The 7,245-nt window shown below is 66.2% G+C and carries 7 protein-coding genes, 1 tRNA gene and 1 pseudogene; 1 reads left to right on the forward strand and 8 read right to left on the reverse strand.

All coding sequences use genetic code 11. From position 1 onward, the window contains the following. Positions 1-225: 225 nt before the first annotated feature. The 8 genes from AC1DKN_RS20800 to AC1DKN_RS20835 form a co-directional block, all read right to left on the reverse strand. Positions 226-1,575, reverse strand: coding sequence for an MFS transporter (locus AC1DKN_RS20800; protein WP_476848979.1), 1,350 nt, complete (start codon positions 1,573-1,575; stop codon positions 226-228). Positions 1,576-1,739: 164 nt separating this feature from the next. Then, entirely contained in the window at positions 1,740-2,537 is a 798-nt protein-coding gene (locus tag AC1DKN_RS20805; protein ID WP_476856943.1) for an IclR family transcriptional regulator, read from the reverse strand. A gap of 166 nt (positions 2,538-2,703) precedes the next feature. Beyond that, positions 2,704-3,534, reverse strand: a complete 831-nt coding sequence (locus AC1DKN_RS20810; RefSeq protein ID WP_476872385.1) for a fumarylacetoacetate hydrolase family protein — start codon at positions 3,532-3,534, stop codon at positions 2,704-2,706. A gap of 247 nt (positions 3,535-3,781) precedes the next feature. After that, positions 3,782-4,060 carry a hypothetical protein gene (locus tag AC1DKN_RS20815; protein ID WP_018773424.1) on the reverse strand — a complete coding sequence of 93 codons (279 nt, stop codon included), beginning with the start codon at positions 4,058-4,060 and terminating at the stop codon, positions 3,782-3,784. A 126-nt stretch (positions 4,061-4,186) separates the two neighbouring features. Beyond that, a tRNA-Val gene (locus AC1DKN_RS20820) sits at positions 4,187-4,262 on the reverse strand. 90 nt (positions 4,263-4,352) lie between these two features. Then, positions 4,353-5,285, reverse strand: coding sequence for an NAD-dependent protein deacetylase (locus AC1DKN_RS20825; protein ID WP_476858289.1), 933 nt, complete (start codon positions 5,283-5,285; stop codon positions 4,353-4,355). A gap of 4 nt (positions 5,286-5,289) precedes the next feature. Then, positions 5,290-5,772, reverse strand: a complete 483-nt coding sequence (locus tag AC1DKN_RS20830; protein ID WP_476849018.1) for a peroxiredoxin — start codon at positions 5,770-5,772, stop codon at positions 5,290-5,292. Between the two features lie 41 nt (positions 5,773-5,813). Then, positions 5,814-6,233 (reverse strand): DUF3052 domain-containing protein, encoded by a 420-nt coding sequence (locus AC1DKN_RS20835; protein ID WP_018773429.1) that lies wholly within the window; start codon positions 6,231-6,233, stop codon positions 5,814-5,816. A 436-nt stretch (positions 6,234-6,669) separates the two neighbouring features. On the opposite strand from AC1DKN_RS20835, the pseudogene AC1DKN_RS20840 reads away from it, so the two are divergent. Next, positions 6,670-7,245 (forward strand): annotated as a pseudogene (locus tag AC1DKN_RS20840) (pyruvate dehydrogenase (acetyl-transferring), homodimeric type); the annotation flags it as partial.

Here is a 7,245-nt window from a genome sequence, read left to right on the forward strand (position 1 = left end):
ACAGGGCGGCCCACCGGAAACGGTTGGGCCGCCCTTTGCGTTGGGCGAGGCGGGTTCCGCCCGGCGATGCCGAACCGTGCCTGCGAGGCCGGTATTCGGACGCGCCGGGTATTTTGCCCGTCGACGCGGGTATTCCGTGGCGCAGAAACGGCCGTGGCCACTTCCTGGGTGGAAGGGGCCACGGCCTGTGCTGCGCGGACGGAGGGTCCGCAGCCCGGATCCCGCCTAGCGCGCATCCTCCGTCAGGAGAAGGTCGCGTCCCACCGTCTCGGGCGTGAAGAAGGTGGTGACGAACGAGATCAGCGCCAGGACCAGCGAGTAGATGGCGAGCACCAGCCAGGAATGGTCCGTGGCGGCCAGCAGCGCGGCGCCGACCAGCGGGACCAGGCCGCCGGCCAGGACGGCGGAGAGCTCCCGGCTCATGGCCACGCCGGTGAAGCGGTACTGCGAGCCGAAGAGTTCAGGCAGCAGCGGGCACTGCGGGCCGAGCATGGACTGAACGCCGAGGGCGATGCCGACCACCATGACAATCCAGACCAGCGTGACATTGCCCAGCGTCACCAGGTAGAACGCCGGCAGCGCGATGAGCGCCTGAAACAGCGCGCCGTAGCGGTAGACGGGCACCCGGCCGAACCTGTCGGACAGCGCACCGAAGGTGATCACCATGACGGCCGCGAAGCCCGCGGCGATGAGCAGGCCGACCGGACCGATGAACTTGTCGCCGGGAAAAACGCCGTCCTTGGCCGCCAGGAACGCGATGAGCAGCGCGGAGTAGATCGAGGAATTGCCGTTTTCGCCCATCCGCAGGCCGATGCCGATCAGCACGTTCTTCTTCGAGTGCTTCCACAGCTGGCCGATGGGGTTCTTGACCACGCTCTTGTGCTTTTCCAGTTCCTGGAAGACGGGCGTTTCCTTCAGACGGAGCCGGATGAAGATGGCCACCACAACCAGGAGCACGCTGGCCAGGAAGGGCACCCGCCACAGCCAGCCCTCCAGGACGGCCTTGTCTGCCATGGCAATGAGCGCAAACGTTCCGGCGCCGAGCAGGGTCCCCAGCTGGATGCCGACGAACGGGAGCGACGCGAAGAAGCCACGACGGCGGCGCGGCGCGACTTCGGAAATGAGCGTGGTGGCGCCCGCCTGTTCAGCGCCGGCACCCAGTCCCTGCAGGATGCGCAGCGTCACCAGAAGAACGGCGCCGAGCATGCCGGCCTGTTCGTACGTCGGCAGCAGGCCGATGGCGAAGCTGGCGGTCCCCATCAGGCCGATGGTGAGGATCAGGACCATCTTGCGGCCGAACCGGTCGCCGATGTAGCCGAAGACCATCCCGCCGAAGGGCCGGGCCGCGAAGCCCACACCGTACGTGGCGAAGGACGCAATCAGGGCCCCGTCCTCGCCGAGCGGCTTGAAAAACAGCGGGCCGAAGATCAGGGCGGAGGCCAGCCCGTAGATGTAGAAGTCGTAGTACTCCAGCGCGGAGCCCACAGAGCTGGCAAGCGTTGCCCGTCGCAGCTGTTCCGGATCGACGACGGCGCCGTCCGCTTCAGCGAGCGGTGTATTAGTACTAGTTGTCACAAGCACTCCCTCAAGAACACTCCAGACCCCCGTTGGTCTGGTGGGTGTGAGCAACCCCAAGGAGTCGATCACTATGCTGAACAGAGTACAGCATAGTGATCGGCTAGCCAATGAATAATCAGTTTTATTCCGGGGCGTCCCGAAACGCCCAGCGGCGCGGGCCCCTAGCCCATGGGATTGCCGAGGGACCGGGCGAGGTCCTGGAGTTCCTTCACCATCAGGGCGCCCTGCTCCTGCGAGTAAGTGGCCTTCAGCGCGGTGACCGACAGGCCTAGGCTGGGCCCGTGTGCGCCCCGGGTCGGGACGGCGACGGCCAGGCACACGACGCCCGTGGTGGATTCCTCGTCCTCGAACGCATACCCCTGTTCCCGGATGAGCGTGAGCTGCGCCTTGAGCTCGGCACCCGTGCGCAGCGACTTCGGCGTCAGGACCGGAAGGGTGGCGTCGTCGGGAAACATCTCGTCGACGTCGTGGTCATGCAGCCGCGCGATCAGGGCCTTGCCCACGGCACAGAGGGACACGGGCATCTTGTCGCCGATATTGGACGTCAGGCGCACCGCCGGGTGCCCTTCGTAGCGGGCCAGGTAGATGACATTTGTTCCATCCAGCATGGCGATCCGGACCGTCTCTCCCGAGAGCGTCGGGGCCTGTTCACAGAAGCGGTAGAACTCCTGGACCTCGTCGAGGCGGCTGAGGTAGGCAGCACCGAGCTCAACCAACTTCCGGCCGAGGGTGAACTCCGCGCCCTGGCGGCTGATCAGCCTCGCCTCCTCGAGCGCGAGCAGCAGGTTGGAGGTGGAGGACTTCGGGATTCCCAGTTCCCGGGACAGATCACTGAGCGTGAGGCGTCCGGTCGCGGATGCCGCCAGGGCTTCCAGCACGGCGGCGGCACGGGTGACAGCCGGCGCGGGTGACGCGCTCCCCAATCCGTCGGAGGGTCGGGAAACTCGGGAATCGGCCATGATTCTCCTTCAGGTATCGCGCGCAAGTCGCCGCGCCACTCGTTCGAATGCCGTCCAGTCAGCTGAACACTAACCATCATAATGTCTGGCGCCCTGAACCGGGACCGGCAGGGCCCGTGCATCCATTGCTCCCCGTCGGCGGGCCTCGTCGGGGACCGCCGGCCCCTTAGGCGGCAGACACCACGGGGTTCGTCAGCTCGCCGATGCCGGCAATGTGGCACGTGACGGTGTCGCCGGGGACGATCGGCGCACACTCGGCGGGGAATCCCGTCAGCACCAGGTCACCCGGGTGAAGGGTCATGAAGGATGTGAGATAGGTGAGGATTTCCTCGACCTTCCAGCCAAGGTCGGCGGAGCTGGCTGCCTGGAGTTCCTGACCGTTGTGCTTGATGCCGATCGCCAGGTCGTCACCGTTCAGATCCGTGACGATCCAGGGCCCCACGGGCGTGAACGTGTCCTGGCTCTTGGCGCTGATCCACAGTTGATCGGATTCCTGCAGGTTCCTGGCGGAGACGTCATTTCCTATGGTGTAGCCCAGGACCGCGCCCATGGCGTTGCCGGGCGTCAGTCCGCGGGCCCTGTTCCCGATGACGAGGGTCAGTTCGGCCTCCGGCTCGACGCGGCCCACGCCCGGCCGAAGTTCAACCGCGTCCCCCGGGCCGACCACGCTGGTGGACGCCTTGTGGAAGGCCTGCGGCGGAAGCCCGCGACCGGCGGCACCGGTATTGTGCGCCATGCCCAGGACGTTGGCCGGGACACAGGGCGCGAGGAACGTGAACGACGCTTCCTCCACTGTCGCGCCGACCTCCCAACCACTGCGGGGCAGGCTGCCGGCATTGGCGGCAGAACCCGGGAACGGAGAGGGTGTCACCGTCCACACCCTGCCCGCCGCACTGCCAAAGTCCGCTGCGTCGTTGGCGACGAAGAAGTATTCTCCCCCGGCAGCCGGGGAAAGCGGGCGGACTCTGGCGATTCGGCGGGCACTCGTGGCGGTCATGAAAACATCCTAGGCGGCGGACTCCCGGGGCCCGCGATTAGGCCATCGACTGGCGTAATTCTGGCGCGCAGAAACGCCGCCGGTGTTTCACATTTCCAAGCGTTCACGGTATATTCATTACAAGCCTTCCACCGCGGCATCCCCCAATAGTCGCGGTGGAAGGCTTTTCCAATGCCCGGGTGATACCAGGGTCCGGGGTCCCCTTTTGAGCGGGCCGGGCCGGGCGATTGTTGCCCGCGCAGGCGGCCTACGCGGCGTCCGCAACGGCCCCCCGCAGCCGCCAGCCCCCACCGAGGCCGTCCCGGATCAGTTCCATGGTGGTCAGGGCAGATCCGCGGTTGCGGCCGAGCCTCGCCTGGACCTGCCAGACCTCGACATCCACGCGGCTCAGGCCCTTGGGCATCCGGCGCTCGGCCTCCCACCAGCTGACCCGCTCGAACCAACGCACGGGCTCGGCGCCGATCAACCATTCCCTGCCCCCGCGCACTACCGCCAGTGGCCGCCCGTCCGGGCCTGTTTTCACCATCACGTGTTCCATGCCCGTCACAGTAGGGCGAAGCCCTGACATTTTCGGGGCGTGCAGCATCCCCCGCCGGGACGCACAAAACCCCGCCCTTCCGGACCGTGTGGTCCGGAAAGACGGGGTTTTCTGTGGTGGGTCCTACCGGGATCGAACCGATGACATCCACGGTGTAAACGTGGCGCTCTACCAGCTGAGCTAAAGACCCAAACCGCGGTTTCCGCGCCTCAGCGCTTCAACCAACGAACAGCTACTGTACCGGATGTCACCGGCCAAGCGCCAATCGGCCCGGCCGTCGCTACAGGGGCGGCAGCTCGGCGGCGAGCCAGGTCAAGGCCCCGCTGACGCCTGCCTCCAGCTTGATGGTGGCGAGGCCGTCGCCGCGGGTCGGTCCCCTGTTGATAATGACCACGGCTTTGCCCTGCTTCGCCGCGTGGCGGACAAAACGCAGGCCGCTCATCACGGTCAGCGACGAGCCGGCCACCAGGAGCGCCCGGGCGGCGTCGACCATGGCATACGAGCGCTCCACCCGGTCCTTGGGCACGTTTTCCCCGAAGTACACGAAGTCCGGTTTCAGGGTGCCGCCGCAGGCCGGACAGCGGGCGACGATGAACGATCCAATCAGTTCGGCGTCCTCGACGGCGGCATCGGCGTCCGGTGCCATTTCAACCACCCCGGCCGCCTGCGCCCGTTCCAGGAACCCGGGGTTGAGTTCTTCCAGGACACCGGCCAGCATCCGGCGGCTGAACCGCCGGTGGCAGTCCAGGCACACTACCCGGTCGAACCGGCCGTGCAGGTCCACGACGTTGACGCTGCCGGCGTCCTCGTGGAGCCGGTCCACGTTTTGGGTGATGAGGCCGGTGAGAAGCCCCCGCTGCTCCAGCCGGGCTACAGCGGCATGGCCATCGTTCGGATCCGCCCTGCGCAGATGTGACCAGCCGATGTGGTTGCGGGCCCAGTAGCGCTGCCGGTTTCCCGGCTCGCCGATGAATTCCTGGTAGGTCATGGGGGTCCGCGGTGCGGCGCCGGGCCCGCGGTAGTCCGGGATGCCTGAATCCGTACTCAGGCCGGCACCCGTCAGCACGGCGAACTGCTCCCCGGACAGGAGGCCGTGGATGTCCTGCAGGGCCTCCAGCTCGGTGCGCTGGAGTTCCGCGGCGCTCCCGGCGGCCGTGACCGGCGGGAGGCTGGCAAACCCGGTCATGCCGATTCCTGGCCGCCGCTGCCTCACCGGATCAGCTCCCGCCGAGTCCCGCGAGGGCCGCCCGGTATTCGGCGAAGTCCCGGGCCTGGCCGCGCGGATTCACCACGACGTAGCGGACGATTCCCGCCGCGTCGATGATGAAGGTGCCGCGCAGCGCCATGCCGCTATCAGGGTCGAACACGCCGTAAGCCGAGGCCACGGCCCCGTGCGGCCAGAAGTCTGCCAGCAGATCGAAGCCGTAGCCTTCCTTTTCGGCATAGGCACGCTGGGCGAATTTGCTGTCCACCGAGACTGCCAGCACGGCGGCGTCGGCATCCTCGAACAGTGCCAGGTTGTCCCGGATTTCGCACAGTTCCCCGGTGCAGATCCCGGAGAAGGCAAACGGGTAGAAGACTATGGCGACGTTGCGGCCGCGGAAGTCTGAGAGGCGCACCGGTTCGCCGAATTGATTGGCGAGCTCGAAATCCGGCGCGGCATCGCCGACGCCGGGAACGGCACCGGGAACGGGGCTCACGGCGGAGCCCGGCCCGGAGGCCTCGTGCTGGACCGCTTGGGTCACTTGTTCTTCCGCGTGACCAACCGGGTGGCGCTCCAGTCCTTCGAGACGCCGGCGGAGGTGGTGTAGTGGAGCCCTGCGGTGGGCGCGGCATCCTGGATGTCCGCGGGCGAGACGTAGCCGTCCCGGCCGGACTTGGGAGTCAGGACCCAGACAACGCCGCCCTCGGTGAGAGTGGTCAGCGAATCGACCAGCGTGTCCACAAGGTCTCCGTCACCTGCCCGCCACCAGAGAATGGCGGCATCGACCACCTCGTGATCGTCCTCATCGAGAAGCTCAGAGCCCGTGAGATCTTCGATATCGTCCCGCAAGTCGAAGTCGACATCGTCGTCATAACCGAATTCCTGAATCAGGTCCCCGTCTTTGAAACCCAGTTTCTCCGCCACATTTACCGAAGTGGCGGCGTCGGCCTCGCTCACGTGTTGCTCCTATGCTTTTTGAATTGCTTCATGTTTTCAATGGCACTAGTGATTTCCATTACTCCAAGCCAACACCCTTTGGGCTCTCGCTTCAAGCTGTTGGTACCGCGATCCGCCATATTCTGCGTCACACAGGCCGATCCGGAGGCTGCGGGGCAGCGCTTCGTCACACAACCAGTATGCCCGTGAAATACGGGGACGGGTCCATAGGGCGGCTACGCATCCATCAGCCCGCACGGCTAGAGTGGCTGATGACGACTACGCCTGCGCGGGCAACCGCCCGGCTAATACAGGCAGGCGTACCGTGATTGGACCTTGCCCGGCGCATACGACCGGGCTGATGTAACCGATATGTCGCACACGTCGCGTTCACGCCAGGCAGTCACCCTGCCCGGAGCTGAGGGTGCCGATAGATGCGCTCAAAGAGAGGTTGGACGTGGCTGCAGGAGAAGATACCTCCCATATCCTCAGCGGGTTGACAAACCAGCTGCCTGATCGTGATCCGGAAGAGACCGCCGAATGGCTGGAGTCCCTGGATACCCTGATTCAGGAACAGGGCACCGAACGTGCCCAGTACATTATGCGAAGCCTGCTCCAGCGGGCCGGCGCGCAGAGCGTGGGTGTTCCGATGGTCACCACCACGGACTACGTCAACACCATCCCGGTCGACCAGGAAGCGGCATTCCCTGGCGACGAAGAGATCGAACGCAAATACCGTGCCTGGCTGCGCTGGAATGCCGCCGTGATGGTGCACCGGGCACAGCGGGCGGACATCGGCGTCGGCGGCCACATCTCCACCTACGCCGGCGCCGCGACCCTGTACGAGGTCGGCTTCAACCACTTCTTCCGCGGCAAGGACCACCCCGGCGGCGGCGACCAGGTCTTCTTCCAGGGCCACGCCTCCCCCGGCATGTACGCCCGCGCCTTCATGGAAGGCCGGCTCTCCGAGGAGGACCTGGACGGGTTCCGCCAGGAGAAGTCCAAGGAAGGGCACGCCCTGTCCTCCTATCCG

It is taken from the genome of Arthrobacter sp. 01N444 (genome assembly GCF_056399305.1).